General features: G+C 70.1%; 15 protein-coding genes and 2 pseudogenes. 7 read left to right on the top strand and 10 right to left on the bottom strand.

Going from position 1 to position 15,928, the window contains the following annotated elements:
* Positions 1 to 160: 160 nt before the first annotated feature.
* The 4 genes from J7I94_RS18620 to J7I94_RS18635 all read right to left on the bottom strand — a co-directional run bounded on the left by J7I94_RS18620 (position 161) and on the right by J7I94_RS18635 (position 4,683).
* Positions 161 to 1,864, bottom strand: a complete 1,704-nt coding sequence (locus tag J7I94_RS18620; protein WP_215168257.1) for a relaxase/mobilization nuclease domain-containing protein — start codon at positions 1,862 to 1,864, stop codon at positions 161 to 163.
* Entirely contained in the window at positions 1,854 to 2,405 is a 552-nt protein-coding gene (locus tag J7I94_RS18625) for a MobC family plasmid mobilization relaxosome protein (protein ID WP_215168269.1), read from the bottom strand. Before J7I94_RS18625 ends, J7I94_RS18620 begins: the two co-directional genes overlap by 11 nt.
* Before the next feature lie 315 nt (positions 2,406 to 2,720).
* Positions 2,721 to 3,896 (bottom strand): DUF3631 domain-containing protein, encoded by a 1,176-nt coding sequence (locus tag J7I94_RS18630; protein ID WP_251075368.1) that lies wholly within the window; start codon positions 3,894 to 3,896, stop codon positions 2,721 to 2,723.
* A 592-nt stretch (positions 3,897 to 4,488) separates the two neighbouring features.
* A complete protein-coding gene (locus J7I94_RS18635) occupies positions 4,489 to 4,683 on the bottom strand; it encodes an AlpA family transcriptional regulator (protein WP_215168259.1) in 195 nt (64 codons plus the stop codon).
* A 121-nt stretch (positions 4,684 to 4,804) separates the two neighbouring features.
* Here J7I94_RS18635 and J7I94_RS18640 point away from each other — a divergent pair, with 121 nt between their 5' ends.
* Positions 4,805 to 5,305 (top strand): helix-turn-helix transcriptional regulator, encoded by a 501-nt coding sequence (locus J7I94_RS18640; RefSeq protein WP_215168260.1) that lies wholly within the window; start codon positions 4,805 to 4,807, stop codon positions 5,303 to 5,305.
* Positions 5,306 to 5,329: 24 nt separating this feature from the next.
* Positions 5,330 to 6,484: a site-specific integrase gene (locus J7I94_RS18645; RefSeq protein WP_215168261.1), complete on the top strand. Its 1,155-nt coding sequence runs from the start codon at positions 5,330 to 5,332 to the stop codon at positions 6,482 to 6,484.
* 7 nt (positions 6,485 to 6,491) lie between these two features.
* Here the strand turns inward: J7I94_RS18645 and sodN are convergent, their stop codons facing one another.
* A complete protein-coding gene (sodN, locus tag J7I94_RS18650; RefSeq protein WP_004983535.1) occupies positions 6,492 to 6,887 on the bottom strand; it encodes a superoxide dismutase, Ni in 396 nt (131 codons plus the stop codon).
* A 145-nt stretch (positions 6,888 to 7,032) separates the two neighbouring features.
* Between sodN and sodX the strand changes: the two genes are divergently transcribed.
* Positions 7,033 to 7,467: a nickel-type superoxide dismutase maturation protease gene (sodX, locus tag J7I94_RS18655; RefSeq protein ID WP_215168262.1), complete on the top strand. Its 435-nt coding sequence runs from the start codon at positions 7,033 to 7,035 to the stop codon at positions 7,465 to 7,467.
* Here sodX and J7I94_RS18660 read toward each other — a convergent pair.
* A complete protein-coding gene (locus J7I94_RS18660) occupies positions 7,350 to 8,000 on the bottom strand; it encodes an ABATE domain-containing protein (RefSeq protein ID WP_215168263.1) in 651 nt (216 codons plus the stop codon). The two genes, sodX and J7I94_RS18660, sit on opposite strands and share 118 nt — an antisense overlap.
* 98 nt (positions 8,001 to 8,098) lie before the next feature.
* Between J7I94_RS18660 and J7I94_RS18665 the strand changes: the two genes are divergently transcribed.
* Positions 8,099 to 8,875 (top strand): trans-aconitate 2-methyltransferase, encoded by a 777-nt coding sequence (locus tag J7I94_RS18665; protein WP_215168264.1) that lies wholly within the window; start codon positions 8,099 to 8,101, stop codon positions 8,873 to 8,875.
* Positions 8,876 to 8,932: 57 nt separating this feature from the next.
* Here J7I94_RS18665 and J7I94_RS18670 read toward each other — a convergent pair whose 3' ends face one another.
* The 3 genes from J7I94_RS18670 to J7I94_RS18680 are packed head-to-tail and all read right to left on the bottom strand — an operon-like array spanning position 8,933 to position 11,645.
* Entirely contained in the window at positions 8,933 to 9,709 is a 777-nt protein-coding gene (locus J7I94_RS18670) for an amino acid ABC transporter ATP-binding protein (protein WP_285442665.1), read from the bottom strand.
* Complete coding sequence (locus tag J7I94_RS18675) at positions 9,706 to 10,644, bottom strand: amino acid ABC transporter permease (RefSeq protein WP_215168265.1); 939 nt, start codon at positions 10,642 to 10,644, stop codon at positions 9,706 to 9,708. The genes J7I94_RS18670 and J7I94_RS18675 overlap by 4 nt, the downstream gene beginning before the upstream one ends.
* A gap of 38 nt (positions 10,645 to 10,682) precedes the next feature.
* A complete protein-coding gene (locus tag J7I94_RS18680) occupies positions 10,683 to 11,645 on the bottom strand; it encodes an ABC transporter substrate-binding protein (RefSeq protein WP_215168266.1) in 963 nt (320 codons plus the stop codon).
* A 683-nt stretch (positions 11,646 to 12,328) separates the two neighbouring features.
* Between J7I94_RS18680 and J7I94_RS18685 the strand changes: the two genes are divergently transcribed.
* From J7I94_RS18685 to J7I94_RS18695, 3 genes and pseudogenes are all read left to right on the top strand, one after another.
* Entirely contained in the window at positions 12,329 to 13,567 is a 1,239-nt protein-coding gene (locus J7I94_RS18685) for an NADP-dependent malic enzyme (protein WP_215168267.1), read from the top strand.
* A 416-nt stretch (positions 13,568 to 13,983) separates the two neighbouring features.
* Positions 13,984 to 14,949 (top strand): zinc-binding dehydrogenase, encoded by a 966-nt coding sequence (locus tag J7I94_RS18690; RefSeq protein WP_215168268.1) that lies wholly within the window; start codon positions 13,984 to 13,986, stop codon positions 14,947 to 14,949.
* A gap of 56 nt (positions 14,950 to 15,005) precedes the next feature.
* Positions 15,006 to 15,561: pseudogene (locus J7I94_RS18695) on the top strand (Clp protease N-terminal domain-containing protein).
* 90 nt (positions 15,562 to 15,651) lie between these two features.
* On the opposite strand, the pseudogene J7I94_RS18700 reads toward J7I94_RS18695, so the two are convergent.
* Positions 15,652 to 15,928, bottom strand: a pseudogene (locus tag J7I94_RS18700) (PadR family transcriptional regulator); the annotation flags it as partial.

Raw genomic sequence — 15,928 nt, forward strand, 5'->3', positions numbered from 1 at the left:
AGATGACGGCGCCCAGAGGTGCGGCAACGCCGAGACTATGGTGCTCAATCCGGGCAAAGTCTGTGCACACAAGACGCACCAGTGGCTGGGGCGATATCCGTGCCTCCGCTCAATATCGAGCGGAGGCACGGCTCCTTAAGCGGGCTTGCCGGCCTCCGCCTCACCGTCCCCTTCGCAGGGATTGTGGCTGGAAGTGATCGGCCACCGGTGTGGCTGGCGGGTTGGCCATGGCGGAGACGAAAGACGTGCCGTAGACGGTGCTTCGCTGGCAAGCCGCTTGTGCTCGCAGGTTCGGTTGAGCGGTGATGCGCCAGTTGAGGACCTCGGCGGGGTGTTCGGCGCTGTCGAGTTCCCGCTGGGTGCCCACCTCGGCCAGGAGGCGTCGGGGGTTGTGGCCGGCGGTTTCGGCGTGGGCGAGGGATGTGGTCAGGGCGGTCCAGGTGGGGTCGGCGAGGATTCGGTCGGCGTGGTTGGGGAGGGCCGCGCGCACGTCCTGCTCGAAGCGGCGGGCGGTTGTGGCTCGTGGTGCGCGGTGGGTCAGGTCCGCCAGGACAGGTGTGGCGGCCTGCTGGTAGCCCGCCTGGAGGTGGCGGAAGGCGTCTTCGGCCGCAGCGGCCTGCTGTTCGTGGCCGCGCTGTTCGTGCCACTTGGCGGCGGCGCGGGCCAGGTGCAGGGTGGCGAAGAGCAGGGCGATGGCGAGTCCGCCCGGCTCGTTGGAGGTGTAGGCGAGTTCCTTGGCGGCCTTGCGTAGGGCGGTGGCGGCTTGGTGGTCGGCGCGGGTGGCGGAGCGGCGGGCGCGGTTGAACGCCATCGCCGCCGCCTGCAGTTCCGCCCGGTGTGGGCCGGTCGTGGCGCCGGCGATGTTGTACAGGGCGTCGCCGAAGGCGGCCAGGTGGCCCTGGGCGGCGGCATCGTCATCGGAGTCGAGGACGGTGCGTGCGGTGTGGATGGCGGTGGTGGTGTGGCGCCATGGGGCGGCGGGGTCCGCCACATGCCGGGGGTGGTCGGCCATCTCCTGGCCGGGGAGGCGTTCGCGTAGGCGGTTGATGGAGAGGTCGGGGGCGAGTTTGGAGCCGCCGTACCAGACGGGTTCGCCGGCCGCGTTGGTGTCGTTGGGGGCGGCGAGGCTGTAGCCGATCACGTCGCCGGTCTCGGGGCCGAGTCGTGTCTTGACCTTGATGCCGAGGGACTGCAGCACGGTGAAGTAGTCGGCTTCGTTGTGTACGGCGGCGGCGACCGCGTACGCCTGCTCTCGCAGCCAGTGCCGTGCCGTGACCGTCTGGCCCTGGCGTTCCGCCTTGGCGCGTTCGGCGCCGGTGGGGGTGCGGGGCGCGGTGAGGTCGCCGGACTTCAGGCGGCGCAGGCCGAACTCGGCTTCGATCTTGCGGCACTCGGCTTGGGCCCGCTGTCCGTCGTGGTGGGTGCGGGGGCGGCGTCCGTCGGCGCGGACGGTGGTGGCCATGATGTGGATGTGGTCGTCGGCGTGGCGTACCGCGATCCACCGACATGCCTTCTCGTCGCCGTCGGGGGCGATGCCGGTGGCGTGGACGATGCGGCGGGCGACTTCGGCCCACTCGGTGTCGGTGAGGTAGCGGTCGCCGGGCGCGGTGCGGACGGGGCAGTGCCAGACGTGCTGGGGCGGTTTCTTGCCGCCCAGTTCGCGGGTGCGCAGGTCGACGTGGTGGTCGAGGCGCTTGGCGAGCTGGGAGTAGGTGGCTGTCGGGTTACGGCCCGGGTCGGGGGCGCCGGCCATGTCCCAGGCGGCGACGATGTGAGGGTCCGTGTGTTCGTCTCGGCGGCCGGGGCCGAAGAGGTAGACGATCAGTCCGCGGGTGTTGGAGCCGGTGGAGACGTCAGGAACCATGCGCGGTGCCTTCCGTCAGGAGCTGGTCGATCAGTCGGTAGCTGCTCTCGGCTGCTTGCTCGACTCGGGCTAGCACCGCCTCGGCACGATCGGGCACGGTTCCTCGGTGGATGGCTGCGGTGATCTGGTTGAGGTTGCCACCGATGCGGTTCAGCGCGACCGTGTGTGCCTCGACAGCCTCGATCAGCGGACGGACCGGGTCGTCCTCCGGGCTGCCGACCAGCCCTGCCTTGCCGAGGGCGACGGCGAGGGCGGCGTCGCCGACGAATCCGGCGAACTTCTGCCCGCGCTGGTGAGCTGCGGCGCTGATCACGCCGACCGCGGTTCGCGTGAAGCGGATGGTCTTCTCCTGGTCGCGCTTCTCCACGGTGCGCTTGCGGTTCATCAGGGCGGGCAGGACGGGGGCGTCGAGTTCCCGCCAGGAGGGCTGCTCGACAGGCGGTTGGACGTCGGTCGGTGGCTGGGTGCGGAGGGCGGCGGAGTCGGCTATGACCCCATCCGGCTCGGGCGCCCCCTGGCGCCCGGCCTTCTCCTCCGCCACCCCTGGGGCGGGGGCAAGCGCGGACGAAGCCTCGTTAGAGGCTCGTTCGCTCCAGCTTGCTGCTGATCGGCGGGTCAGGCCGAAGAATCCCTTGCGGCCGCGGGCGGGGACGTTGTCGGTGCTCGTTTCGGGCATGGTGCTGCTCCGGTGGTCATGTGCGGTGGGGCTTCGTCACGTCCGTCGCATCCGTCCCGTAGCTGGTCAGCACAGGTACGGAGACGGTCGCAGGTACGGAGTGATCCGTATCGGCAAGGAACTCCGTCCCCGCGCTGACCTGCGCGGGGACGGATGCGACGGATTGATACGGAGCTGGTGTCAGCGCGTGGGCCTGGGGCCGGCAGGCCCGCCGGGCGGGCCGATGGGCAGCGTCCCGGACGGAGGGGCCAGTGGCTTGCCCTGGGCTCGACGTGCGACCACGGTCTCGCCGGCTACGGGTGCCGGTGGGACGGGGTCGGGGCAGTAGCGGGCCCAGGCGTCGAGGAACTGGTTACGGGCGTACGCCTTGGCCTGCCTGCCGTTCTCGAAACGGTGGTTGGCCGGGCTGATGCCGAAGTCGCGCAGCAGGTTGGCCAGGTGGTAGGCATTCAGGCCCTTCGTCCCGTACTCGGCCCACGGCGCCTCGGCATCCTGGATGAGCGCGGCGAGCAGGTCCTGGCTTCGCAGCGCCTCCTGGTCGCCCTGTTGCTCGAAGACTCGGCGGATGTCCCGCAGCAGCCGGGTCTTCAGTGTCGTCTGCTCGTCCTGGACCACCTCGTTGCGCGTCATCGCCAGGCAGGCCGCACGGGCCCGCGAGGGCCAGTGTCCGCCGGCCAGGTCGGCGACGATGACCAGCGGTTCCCACGTGTCGGCGGCCCGGTCTTCGACCGGCATCTGCGGAACCAAGCCCTCTGCGGTGCTCCGCAGCGGGGCCAGCCAGGCGGTCAGCCGGCCGCGCAGCGCGTTCAGTTCCGGTACGGAATACCGCGAGCGGAACGGGGCTATGCGCTCACCCGGCTTTCGCTTCTGCATGCGGAGCACGACCGCCCGGTCCATGATCGTGTCCGGCAGGTCGCCGATGCCCGCCAGCGCGGCCATGGCGAAGGTCGGGAACGCGGTCGCCTTGTGTTCCGGACCGGAGATCCGCCAGGCGGGGCGGTTGCGCTGGTGTCCGGCGTTCAGCAGGCCGCGCAGGTCCTCCTTGTCGCCGGCCTTCGGGCCGAAGATGGTGTCGGCCTCGTCCACCAGCAGCGTCGGCGGGTCCTCGCCGATGACGCGGAAGACCACCGCCGGCGAGGTGTTTACCGTCATCATCGGCTTGTGCACGGTCTCGTGGAGCACGTCCAGGACACGGGACTTGCCGCAGCCCTTCGTTGGTCCCACCACCGCCAAGCGCGGCGCGTGCTGGAGGGCGGGCTGGATGTGGGAGGCCGCCACCCACAGGGTGACCGCGGTCAGGGCCTCCTCGCTCGGCAGCACGACGTACCGGCCGATCGCGGCGCGCAGCTCGTCCAGTACGGCGGTCTCGTCCTGGTCCCGGTCCGCCGTGAGGTTGACACTCTCGCGGTCCCCAGTTCCCCGTCCGGGTCCGGGGACCGTCCCCGGAGCACCGTGGTCAACCCGGACCGGCGGTCCGGGTTCGCCGTCCGACTGACCGGAATTCTCCGTCCGGTCCTCGGCTTCCGGACCGGGCCCATGGTCCGAGTTCCCGGTCCGGTCCGGTAGGCCGCTGAGCTGCGCGTTCTCCGTCGGTCCGGGTTCCTGGTCCGGGTTGACCGGATCTCCGGTCCGGGTTTCGGTCGCGGGTCGGTCCGGTCGATCGTCGGTCCCGAGAAGGGCGGGCCGGCCGTCCGCTCGGTCCGGGTTGAGCCACGGGATGCCCTGGCCGGGGACCGCGGCGGCAGGCCAGACGGCCTTGTGGGATGTGTTCGAGGTGGCGGGGGACGTAGAGTCCTCCATCGGCGTTCCTCTCAGGTGAGGGACGGGACGTGCAAGGTCCCGCCTCTCACCAGTTCGTTCGTTCAGGGATGGGCGGCGTGCAGGGGAATCTCCGGCCCTCGGCGTTGGCGCGCCGGGGGCCGTTGCTGTGTCTGGGCCTGTCGGCGGCTCACGAGGCCAGGCCCCACTCGTCCTGGCCCTCGATCAGCGTGCGCTCGTAGCGCAGCAGCTCGGCCTCGGGATAGAGCACCCGCTTGCCGACCTTGATGCCGCGCGGCCCCTTCTTGATCTGGCGCCAGTAGCGGACGGTGCTCTCGGCTGTGCGGTAGCGCTCGGCGACCTCGGCGGTGGTCAGGTATCGCATGCATTCCTATTCGACTAGGTGGCGATTCGATCTGCATAGAGTTGTACCCGACGATCCCCGGTTACCCAAATCGGGAAGCCCATGTTTCAATTGGGATAGCGACGGTGATGGTGGAGGTTCGATGTCAGGCGACAGGCCCGAGGGCGGCGAGGTGCCGCTTCTCTACAGCGAGGGGAACGTGGCCGCGCGCGTGGCCCTGGAGCGCGAGGTCAGAGGGTGGAGCACGACCGAGCTGGCCGAGCGGGTGACCAGAGCCGGCGTCAAGATGAACCAGACTGCGGTCTGGCGCATCGAGAACGGCACCCCTCGCCGGCGCATCAACCTCGACGAGGCCCTCGCCTTCACCCGCGTCTTCGAGCTCCCTCTCGAAGAGCTGATGTCGCCGCCCCTGGAGGGGCTCGACATCGACAGTCGGCGCCTCGTCCAGGAGGCCGTCGAGGCGTTCTACGAGGCCCGAGACGCGCGCGACCGCCTCCACCACGCCGTGGTCGCCATCGCCGACCACATCAAGGCCCACCCCGACAGCTCGCGGGCGATCCACGAGCAGTGCCTCCGCCTCATGGGCGACGAGCGCGACGCTCGCACGCTCAGCAACGACATCGCGGACGGCGGCCACTACTGACAACCGACACGAAGGAAGGGCCACTTGGCCAACATCCAGAAGCGCCCCAACGGTAAATGGCGGGCCCGCTACCGCGACCTCGACGGCAAGGAGCACGCCCGCCACTTCGAGCGGAAGCTCGACGCCCAACGGTGGCTCGACGAGGTCACGGCGAGCATGGTCACCGGCCAGTACGTCGACCCGCGCGCCGGTCGCGTCACCTTCGAGAAGTACGCCGAGAAGTGGGAAGGCTCGCTCATCGCCAGCGAGGCGGGCGAGCGCATCACCGACAACGCGCTGCGGCTCCACCTCATACCGGCGCTCGGAGCCCGCTCCATGGCGGCGATACGCCGCAACGACATCCAGGTGCTCTTCAAGCACCTCTCCGGCCAGCTCGGCCCCGGCAGCGTCCGGAACGTCTACGACGTCCTCGTGCGTGTCATGACGGCGGCCGTGGACGACAAGGTCATCGCCTCCAGCCCGTGCCGCCGGATCACTCTCCCGGCCATGCCGGACGAGGAGGTCACCCCGCCCACGGTCGAGCAGGTCGAGGCGATGGCGCGGGTGATGCCGCCGTACATCCGCGCAGCGATCGTCACCCTCGCCGGCTCAGGGCTGCGCATCGGTGAACTGCTCGGCCTGAAGGTGTCGGACGTCGACTTCAAGGCCGGCACCATCCGCGTCGAGCGGCAGCGGCTCCAGTCCGGGAAGATCGGCCCGCCGAAGACCGCCAAGTCCCGGCGCACGGTTCCGGTCGGCGAGGTCGTCACCGACGCGCTCCTCGCGCATCTCGCTGCACGTCCGTCCAGGGAGTGGCTGTTCACCATGGAGGAGGGCGAGCCGCTCAACTACCGGCGGTGGAAGACCGAGTGGAACGGGGCTCGCAAGGCGCTCCAGGCGGCCGAGAACGAGGTCGCCGAGCGGGAAGGCCGAAAGCCCGTCGAGCTGCCGCACATGGTCACCCACGACCTGCGGCACTTCTACGCCTCCGCGCTCATCGCCGGCGGAGCGAGCGTCAAGCAGGTGCAGCTCGTCCTCGGGCACGCGTCCGCCGTCATCACGCTGCGGATCTACGCCCACCTGTGGCCGGGCGAAGAAGACCGCACCCGGGCCGTCATGGACGCCGTGCTCGGCGGCCTGCGGACCGGGTGCGGACAGGTAGACCAGACGATCGAAGAAATCGCAGGTCAAGCGGCTTGATCGAAGATCAGGCCTTCTTGGTCTCCCAGAAGATCTTGTCGATCTGCGCGATGTAGTCCAGCGCCTTCTGGCCGGTGGCCGGGTCGGTGGACGCCTTGGCGGCCGAGAGGGCCTTCAGGGTGTCGTTGACCAGCTGGTGCAGCTCCGGGTACTTCTCGAAGTGCGGCGGCTTGAAGTAGTCGCTCCACAGGACCGACACGTGGTGCTTGGCCAGCTCCGCGCGCTGCTCCTTGATGACCGTGGCGCGGGCCTGGAAGTGCGGGTCGTCGTTGCCGGCCATCTTCTCCTGGACGGCCTTGACCGACTCCGCCTCGATACGGGCCTGGGCCGGGTCGTACACGCCGCAGGGCAGGTCGCAGTGGGCACTGACCTTGACCTTGGGGGCAAACAGGCGGGAAAGCATGGAGCGTTCCTTCCTCGTGATCGTCTTCTCAGGGGGGACATTACTCCCTGGAGGAGGCGATTTCGCGAGTGCCCCCGTGGGCTTAGGACAAAAGTCCAGGGTGAGACTGAGACTGGTGGAGGAATGACCGGGGAGGTGCCGGGTGATGCCGGAGCTGTCGCAGGAGACCGAGCGCGCCAGAGGGCCGCTGCCCTTCGGACCGGCCGAGGTGACCGGGCCGTCCATGGTGCCCACGCTGTACCACGGGGATGTGCTGGTGGTGCACTGGGGGGCGAGGGTGCGGCCGGGGGACGTGGTCGTGCTGCGGCACCCCTTCCAGCAGGACCTGCTCGTCGTCAAGCGGGCCGTGGAGCTGCGTGAGGGCGGGTGGTGGGTGCTGGGGGACAACGCGTACGCGGGGGGTGACAGCACCGATTACGGGGCCGTCCCCGAGGAGCTCGTGCTGGGGCGGGTGCGGCTGCGTTACCGGCCGCTCGGGCCGGGGCGGCGGTCGCCGTTCGCGCTGGTGCGCTGGGCGCTGTCGGCGGTCAGGCCGGTGCTGTCCGGCCGGTCCGCCTCCAGGCGTTTGCGGGCGCGGTAGGCGGCCACGTTGGCGCGGGTGGCGCAGCGGTCGGAGCAGTAGCGCCGGGAGCGGTTGGTCGAGGTGTCCAGGTAGGCGTTGCGGCAGGGGGCCGCTTCGCACAGGCCCAGGCGGTCCACGCCGTACTCCGTGAGGTGGAAGGCGAGGCCCATCGCGGCGATGGCGGCGTAGCCGGCCGTGGCGTTGGACGGGTGGTCGGCCAGGTGCATGTGCCACAGGGGGCGGCCGTCGTCGTCGCGGTGGTCGTGGCCGGAGATCTGGGGGCTGACCGGGAACTCCAGGAGGAGGGAGTTCAGGAGGTCCACGGCGAGGGTCTCGTCACCGGTGTCGGCCGCCTCGAACACCGCGCGCAGGCGGGCGCGGACCGCGCGGAACCGGGTCACGTCCGCCTCCGCGGCCCGCCGGACGGCCGACTGGTTGGCGCCGAAGAGTTCACGGACGGCCTCGACCGAGGTCAGCGCGTCCTTGCCCCGGTCCGGCTCCTCGGTGTTGACGAGACGTACGGCGTAATCCGAGTAATAGGCCAGTTCCACTTGTAGTCCTTACGGAGGGGCTCTAGGGTCGTGCCTGCGGTCGGGTAATGGCTGATCGTGGATTCAGGGTATTACGTGACGGACTCCGGAGGAGCTCTATGACGGACGCGGACGCCACCACGGCCACGACCGGCGCCGACTGGCAGGCCTGGCAGGAGAGCTGGGACCGGCAGCAGGAGTGGTACATGCCCGACCGCGAGGAGCGGTTCCGGATCATGCTGGACATGGTGGAGGCGCTGGTCGGGCCGGCGCCGAGGGTGCTCGACCTCGCGTGCGGCACCGGGAGCATCACGGCGCGGCTGCTCGCCCGGTTCCCCGAGGCCACCAGTACCGGGGTGGATCTCGACCCGGCGCTGCTCGCCATCGCGGAGGGGACCTTCGCGGGGGACGAGCGGGTCTCGCTGGTGACTGCCGACCTGAAGGACCCCGCGTGGGCGAGCGGGCTGCCGTACGACTCGTACGACGCCGTACTGACCGCCACGGCCCTGCACTGGCTCCACGCCGAACCCCTCGCGGCCCTCTACGGTCGGGTCGCGGAGCTGGTCCGCGACGGCGGTGTCTTCCTGAACGCGGACCACATGATCGACGACACGACGCCCCGGATCAACGCGGCCGAGCGGGAGCGGCGGCACGCGCAGATGGCGGCCGCCAAACGGGACGGCGCCCTCGACTGGTCCGAGTGGTGGCAGCTCGCCGCCAAGGACCCGGTGCTCGCGGAGCCGACGGCCCGGCGGTTCGCCCTCTACGGCGAGCACGCGGAGGGGGACACGCCGCCGGTGGCGTGGCACGCGCGCGTGCTGCGGGAGAAGGGCTTCGGGGAAGCGCGGCCGGTGTGGTGCTCGCCCTCGGACACGTTGCTGCTCGCCTTGAAGTAGGCGGGAGGGTACGTGCGTGAGGGGCGGTACGTGCGTCGCCGTACCGCCCCTCGTGTCTCAGAGCACCTTGGACAGGAACGCCTTCGTCCGTTCGTGCTGCGGGTCGGTCAGGACGTCGCGCGGGTTGCCCGACTCGACCACCACGCCGCCGTCCATGAAGACCAGGCTGTCGCCCACCTCGCGGGCGAAGCCCATCTCGTGGGTGACGACCACCATCGTCATGCCGGACTCGGCCAGGTCGCGCATGACGTCCAGGACGTCGCCGACCAGCTCCGGGTCGAGAGCCGAGGTCGGCTCGTCGAAGAGCATCAGCTTGGGGTCCATCGCCAGGGCCCGGGCGATGGCGACGCGCTGCTGCTGGCCGCCGGAGAGCTGGGAGGGGTAGTTGTCGGCCTTGTCGGCCAGGCCGACGCGGTCCAGGAGCTGGCCGGCGCGTTCCCGGGCCTGGGTGCGCGGTACGCCCTTGACCTGGACCGGGGCCTCCATGACGTTCTCCACGGCCGTCATGTGCGGGAACAGGTTGAAGCGCTGGAACACCATGCCGATGTCGCGGCGCTTGAGGGCGACCTCGCTGTCCTTCAGCTCGTAGAGCTTGTCGCCCTTCTGGCGGTAGCCGACCAGCTCGCCGTCGACGTACAGACGCCCGGCGTTGATCTTTTCGAGGTGGTTGATACACCTGAGGAAGGTGGACTTGCCGGAGCCGGAGGGGCCGATGAGGCAGAAGACCTCGCCGGAGTTCACCTGGAGGTCGATGCCCTTGAGGACCTCGACCTGGCCGAAGGACTTGTGGACGCCCTCGGCCTTCACCATCGGGGTGGCGCTGGTCTCGGTCATGCCGGGACTCCCTTCGGGCGGCGCGTGGGGAGGACGGCGGACCGGAAGCGCTGGAGCGGGGTCGGCGGCAGGGCGCGGGTCGAGCCCCGGGCGTAGTAGCGCTCGATGTAGTACTGGCCGACGCTCAGGACCGAGGTCATGATCAGGTACCAGGTGGCGGCGAGGAAGTACATCTCCACCGTGGAGCCGGCGTTCTGGCCGATGTCCTGCGCCTCCTTGAACAGGTCGTAGTACTGCACCGCCGAGACGAGCGAGGTCGTCTTCAGCATGTTGATGACCTCGTTGCCGGTGGGCGGCACGATCACCCGCATCGCCTGCGGAATGACGATCCGGCGCAGCGTCTTGCTGTGGCTCATGCCGAGCGCGTGCGACGCCTCGGTCTGGCCCTCGTCGACCGAGAGCAGGCCGGCCCGGCAGATCTCGGCCATGTACGCGGCCTCGTTGAGGCCGAGGCCGAGCAGCGCCGTCAGCAGCGGCGTCATGAAGGACGACCAGTAGTCCTTGTAGACCGGGCCCAGGTTGATGTACTCGAAGACCAGGCCGAGGTTGAACCAGACGAAGAGCTGGACCAGGACCGGGGTGCCGCGGAAGAACCAGATGTAGAACCACGCGATGGACGAGGTCACCGGGTTCTTCGACAGGCGCATCACCGCGAGCAGGATGCCGCCGACGATGCCGATGAGCATCGACAGCACGGTGAGGAGGAGGGTGTTCCAGACGCCTTCGAGGATGCGGTCGTCGAAGAAGTAGTCGGGGATCGCGCCCCAGTTGATCTTGCCTTGGGCGAAGGCGTAGACGACGGAGCCCAGCAGGGCGAGGGCGACGACCGCGGACACGTACCGCCACGGGTGCCGGACCGGGATGGCCTTGACGGCCTCCGGACCGGCGGGGGGAGTCGTGCCGGGACCGTCCGTCTTGCTGACGTCAGCAGTCACGGGTGGAGCCTTTCAGTGCCGAGTCGGGCGGTGTCGGGTCAGGAGCCGCCGTTGATCTTGGACTCGGTGACCGCGCCGTCCGCGACGCCCCACTTGTCGATGATCTTCTTGTACTCGCCGTTGTCGATGATCGCCTGGACGGCCGCCTGGAGCGCGTCGCGCAGTTCGGTGTTGTCCTTGGCCACGGCGATGCCGTACGGGCCCGCCTCCACCTGGTCGCCGACCAGCTCGAAGTACTTGCCGCCGCCGGAGTTCTTCACGGAGTACGCGGCGATCGGGAAGTCGGCGGAGACGACGTCCGCGCCCTTGGAGCGCATCCGGGTCTCGGCCTCGGGGTTGGTGCCGAAGTCCTCGATCTTCAGGGTCTTCTCGCCGTCCTTCGTACACTTCTTCGCCTGGTCCTTGGCGAGGTCGTGGGAGAAGGTGTTGCGCTGCACGGCCATCGTCTTGCCGCACAGGTCGTCCCAGGTCTTGATCCCCTGGTCATCGCCCTTGTTGGTGTAGAGGGAGACGCCCGCGGTGAAGTAGTCGACGAAGTCGACGCCCGTGCCGACCTTCTTGCCGGTGTCGGCGTCGATGCCCTCCTGGCGGTCCTTGGTGTCGGTCATGGCCGACATGGCGATGTCGTAACGCTTGGCGGCGAGGCCGCCGATGAGCGTGTCGAAGGTGGCGTTCTCGAACTCGAACGTCACGCCGAGCTGCTTGCCCATCGCCTCCGCGAGGTCCGGGTCGATACCGACCGTCTTGCCGGAGTCGTCCTTGAACTCCACCGGCGCGTAGGCGATGTCGGAACCGACCTTGATGACGCCCTTGTCGCGGATGGCCTGGGGGAGCTTGCCGGCCAGCGGGGCGCTGCTCGACGACGTGGTCTCGTCGGAGCCGTTGTCCTTGGTCTGGTCGCCGCAGCCGGTGAGCAGCAGTGCGCCCGCGACCGCGATGGCGCCGACCGCGGCGGTGCGGGAGGACACGGCGGTCGTACGACGGGTGGAGCGTGCGGTCATGTGGGTTCCTCCGGCGGATGAGTGGAGCAGCCGATCGGGCGGGGCGTCCGACGGAGGGCCGGCGGGCGCCGTGGGTCGACGGTCGACGGGGTGTGTGCGGCGGTCGTCGACGGCAGCGCACGGAGGCCGGCGTGGGCACACGTCTTCGAGTGCCGCGACCTCGTGCGATTACGGCATCTTGCCATTCGGACGGAGCTGTTCAGGGGACCTGCGATGTCAAAATCGGATAACGGGTGGTTTCGCGAAGTGGAGCACGTCGGTCAATCGCGACCGAACGTTTGCGGGAATTGATGCTTCCGGCCGGAAGATCTTCGGGGGAGTGGGGTGGGATGGGGTGGGGTGTGGCTTCTTCGGAGTGGTGTCAAGGGTTGTCGGGATGTTGGCCGGAAGTGGTGGTGTGGGTCATGTCACTGGCATATGACTGACTGTGTTCGTCATGCGGCTGTCCCGTGGGCTCGCGCGGGCCGGTGTGTGAGCTTGCGCCTATTGGACTCGTCCTGGGGGGCGTCCGTCCGGTAAGAAGGTTCTTTACACCCCTCATCCGGGGCTCAGGGCGCGTGTGCGGCGCGCCCGTCGCGTACAGGCCCGTACGCATCAATGACCTGGGCCTTGCGCGGTCCCGCCCACTCCTCACCAGGAGCGGACACACCCTCACACCATGAACTCTTAAGGGGTACTACGAAGTGGCAGCGGAGATCGTCAATCCTCGCAGCGACAGTGTCAGTGACAGCGTGAGTGACAGCGTCGGCGGATCCTCCCTCGACTCCCTCGACCTCGATCCCGCGTTCGCGTTGCACCGCGGCGGCAAGATGGCCGTGCGGGCCACCGTGCCGGTCCGGGACAAGGACGACCTGTCCCTGGCGTACACGCCCGGCGTCGCGAAAGTGTGCAGCGCGATCGCCGAGCAGCCGGAACTGGTCGACGACTACACGTGGAAATCGTCGGTCGTGGCGGTCGTGACGGACGGTACGGCCGTGCTCGGGCTCGGGGACATCGGGCCGCAGGCCTCTCTTCCGGTGATGGAAGGGAAGGCGATCCTGTTCAAGCAGTTCGGCGGCGTGGACGCGGTGCCGATCGCGCTGGACTGCACGGACGCGGACGAGATCGTCGAGACGGTGGTGCGGCTCGCGCCGTCGTTCGGCGGGGTCAACCTGGAGGACATCTCGGCGCCGCGGTGCTTCGAGATCGAGCGGAAGCTGCAGGAGCGGCTGGACATCCCGGTCTTCCATGACGACCAGCACGGTACGGCGGTCGTGACGCTGGCGGCGCTGCGGAACGCGGCGCGGCTGAGCGGGCGGTCGCTGGGCGAGCTGCGGGCGGTGATCTCGGGCGCGGGGGCGGCGGGCGTCGCCATCGCGAAGATGCTGGTCGAGGCCGGCATCGGGGACGTCGCCGTGGCGGACCGGAAGGGGGTCGTGTCGGCGGACCGGGACGATCTGACGCCGGTGAAGCGGGAGCTGGCCGAGTTCACGAACAAGGCCGGGCGGAGCGGGTCGCTGGAGGCGGCGCTGGAAGGCGCGGACGTCTTCATCGGGGTTTCCGGCGGGACGGTGCCGGAGGCCGCGGTGGCGTCGATGGCTCCGGGGGCGTTCGTGTTCGCCATGGCGAACCCGAACCCCGAGGTGCGTCCCGAGGTCGCGCACAAGTACGCGGCGGTGGTCGCCACCGGGCGGTCGGACTTCCCCAACCAGATCAACAACGTGCTGGCGTTCCCGGGGATCTTCGCGGGGGCGTTGCAGGTGCGGGCGTCCCGGATCACCGAGGGGATGAAGCTGGCGGCGGCTGAGGCGCTGGCCTCGGTCGTGGGCGACGATCTCTCGGCGGAGTATGTGATTCCGTCGCCGTTCGACGAGCGGGTCGCGCCGGCGGTGACGGCGGCGGTGGCCGCGGCTGCTCGGGCGGAGGGGGTCGCTCGTCGCTGACGGGTGGCTTCTCGGCTTCTTCGACGGTCCCGTCCTGGTGGGCGGGGCCGTTTTGTGTGGGCCGAGGGGTGCGGGTGCGGGTCGTGGGGTGGGTCTGCCTGCGGCGCCTGTGCGGGTTCGGTGGGGGTGCGCGTAGCGCTCAGGGTGCGGTGCGGTGCGGTGCGGTGAGGTGCGTGGTCGGGGCCGGGGTCGGGGCCGGGGCCGGGGTGGGGGGTGTCCGTCCTCGGAACGGCGCGCGGAATCGGTTTCCTACGGGGGTGAAGCGTGTTGAGGCGCCAACCGCTGCGGGCGGACACCCCCCACCCCGGCTCCTTTTCCGCCGTACGCGGGTGCGGGTGCGTCCCGCGTGGCAAGAGGACGCGTGTCACAGGTGCGGTCGGTTCTCGTGGGCGGGTGGGGAATCTATCGTCGGGGGCATGTTCGCTGTCTACGCCGCCCGGATCGACCGTGATCAGCCGCTGAGTGGTCTGGAGTTGGGAGAGCGTCCCGCTCCCGAGGCCCGGCCCGGCTGGAGTGTCGTCGATGTCAGGGCCGCCTCACTCAACCATCACGACCTGTGGTCCCTGCGGGGCGTCGGTCTCGCGGAGGACCGGCTGCCGATGATCCTGGGGTGCGATGCCGCCGGGGTCGACGAGGACGGCAACGAGGTCGTGCTGCATTCCGTCATCGGCCAGAGCGGGTACGGGGTCGGGGTGAGGGAGCCCCGGTCCATTCTGACCGAGCGTTATCAGGGGACGTTCGCGGAGAGGGTCGCCGTACCGACCTGGAATCTGCTGCCGAAGCCCAAGGAGTTGTCGTTCGCGGAGGCGGCCTGTCTGCCGACGGCGTGGCTGACGGCGTACCGGATGCTGTTCACGAACGCCGGGGTGCGGCCCGGGGATTCGGTGTTGGTGCAGGGGGCCGGGGGTGGTGTTGCCACGGCTGCGATCGTGTTGGGGAAGGCGGCCGGGCTGCGGGTGTTCGCGACCAGCCGGGACGAGGCCAAGCGGAAGCGGGCGGTGGAGCTGGGGGCCGTGGAGGCCGTCGAGCCGGGGGCGCGGCTGCCGCAGCGGGTCGACGCTGTGATCGAGACGGTGGGGGCCGCCACCTGGTCGCACTCGGTCAAGTCGTTGCGGCCCGGTGGGACGCTGGTCATTTCCGGTGCCACGAGTGGTGACCGTCCCTCGCACGCCGAGTTGACGCGGATCTTCTTCCTGGAGCTGAAGGTCGTGGGGTCCACGATGGGGACCAAGGACGAGCTGGAGGATCTGCTGGCGTTCTGCGCGGCCACCGGGGTGCGTCCCGTGATCGACGAGGTGCTGCCTCTGGAACGGGCGCGTGAGGGGTTCGCTCGGATGGAGTCGGGGGAGCTCTTCGGGAAGATCGTGTTGGGGCGTGGGTGACGCCTCGGTCGGTTGGTGGCGGGTTCGGGAGCGGGTGAGCTGCCGGGCCCGCTTTTTTGGGGGTGAGGTGTCAATCAGGGGTGACGGCGGTCGAGTGCGCGTCGGGGGATGTGGGGGCTGAGCATCTCGTGCTGGCGCTGCTGGAGCGCGAGGGGAGCCGCGCCTCGTTCGCGCTGGGTGCGCTCGGGGTGAACGGTGAGCGCAAGGAGTCGGTGCGGCGGGCGCTGGGGGAGGCGCGCCGGCGTGCCGGGTTGTCGCAGGCCGAGACCGACGCGCTGGCCGGGCTCGGGATCGACGTCATGGAGATCGTCGCCCGGGTGGAGGAGGCGCACGGTGCCGGGGCGATGTCCGGTGACCGGCGCGGCAGGGGCGGCGGCCGGTGGTCGGGGCGGGGGCGGTTCGGGGAAGGACGCCGAGGAGGTGCTGGAGAAGGCGCTGCGGGTGGCTGTCGCGCGGCGGGACCGGCACATCGGGGATGAGCACATTCTGCCCGCCCTGGTTTTGCGGCCCGGTGTGTCCGCCGAGGTGCTCGCCGACCACGGGGTGACCCATGGGGCGCTGGTCCGTGTGCTGGGGGATGGAGCGGGGGAAGGGGAGGCTCGGGCGGGGTGAGGGGTCTCCCCTTCCGTGCGGGTCCAGGGCCGGGGCCCGGGCCGGGGCCGGCCCCGGGGTCTCCCCTTCCGCGCTGGGCCGGGGTCGGAGTCAGGGTTGCGGGGCGCGGAGCAGGGCGCCGATGTGGGCCGCGGCTGTCGAGAGGTGGCGGCGGGCGTCGCGGAGCTGGTCCGTCGTGATGCCGTGGTCCCGGGCCGCGTCGCGGATGTCGTCCCGGAAGCGGTCCAGCAGGCGGTCCAGGTCGCGGGCCGGGTCGCCGGTGGAGTCGGTGGCCGTTTCGTGGGCCCAGGAGGGTTCGTAGGCGGCGGGGAAGTCCTCCGGGGTGGACGAGTAGTCCGGAGGGGTCTGGTGCGGGTGGGGGGTGGGG

The organism is Streptomyces sp. ISL-12 (assembly GCF_018614415.1).
In the GTDB taxonomy this organism is placed as follows: Bacteria; Actinomycetota; Actinomycetes; order Streptomycetales; family Streptomycetaceae; genus Streptomyces.